The sequence below is a fragment of the Pseudomonas sp. G5(2012) genome (assembly GCF_000408945.1).
Classification (GTDB): Bacteria; Pseudomonadota; Gammaproteobacteria; order Pseudomonadales; family Pseudomonadaceae; genus Aquipseudomonas; species Aquipseudomonas umsongensis.
The window spans coordinates 1-1,078 of sequence record NZ_APIO01000131.1 but is presented as its reverse complement, the minus strand read 5'-3'; the positions used below and the strand labels follow the sequence as shown (position 1 = coordinate 1,078).

Annotated in this window: 1 protein-coding gene; it reads left to right on the top strand. The window is 54.0% G+C overall.

Features of this window, described 5'->3' with window-relative positions; translation table 11 throughout:
• Positions 1–214: 214 nt before the first annotated feature.
• Positions 215–1,078, top strand: an 864-nt coding sequence (locus tag PG5_RS29390) for an IS110 family transposase (RefSeq protein ID WP_042955858.1), incomplete at its 3' end; no start/stop codon positions are given.

Here is a 1,078-nt window from a genome sequence, read left to right as displayed (position 1 = left end):
CAGGCTCGCTTGTATGGTAGGACTTGAAGGGAGGAGGAGGGACAAGGCTCGATTCTGACTGTTGACGCAGTACAGACTGTGGGAGAGTTCGCCCCTCCTCCTTTCACCCAAGCGCCGATAAAGAATGCATCTGGCCTAGACCGACGATAGGAACAAGCCTGCGCCTCTGGGTGAGCCCTTCAAGTGCTTAAAACCTTATCCCGGAGGAAAACCTATGGCAATGCCGGTTTCTGTTTCAAAGCCGATCGTGGGCGTGGATGTCGCCAAGAAAGAATTGGTGATTTATCACGCCGAACTGGACCTGCTTGAAGAGATTCCCAACAACAAAACCAGCATCAACAAGTGGTTAAAGGACTTGCCGGGGAGTGTGGCTATTGCTGTTGAAGCCACCAACATCTACCACCTGGAGTTCGCTGACCTGGCCTTTGAGGCCGGCTGCGTGATTTACATGGTGGGCGGCTATGAGCTCAAACATTACCGAGAAGGTGTGAAGGTCCGTGCCAAAACCGATGCACTGGATGCCAAACTGCTTGCTCGCTATCTGAAGAACGAGCATGAAGAACTTCACCCATGGACGCCGCCGACACCGCTGTATCGCCAACTCCTGAGTCTTTTTCGCCGCCGGGCGGCCTTGGTCCAGGCCAAGGTCGGCCTAGTGCAAAGCTGGTCGAATGAGCCCTTGCTGAAGGCTGCTTTTTCCGAGCAAATAAAGTCCATGCAGCAGCTTGAGACGCTGATCGAAAAGACGATCAACGATCAGCTGAAAGAAGCCGGTTTGCTGGGGCAGTTGAAGCGTTGCTTGAAAGTTGAAGGGGTTGGATTTTTGACTGGCGCGCGCTTGCTCACGGCGTTCCAGCGCGGAGACTTCCGAAACGCAGATGCCTTTATCGCCTTTCTTGGAATGGACTTGCGGGTGTCAAAATCAGGGCAAAAAGATGGTCGCCGGAGTTTGACCAAGCGAGGCGATCCAGAAGCCCGCCGCCTTCTGCACAATGCGGCTATGTCGGCGAGTCGAACCGAAGCCTGGAAAGGGTTTTACCAAGAACAAAGAAATCGGGGTTTCAGCACCACTCAAGCC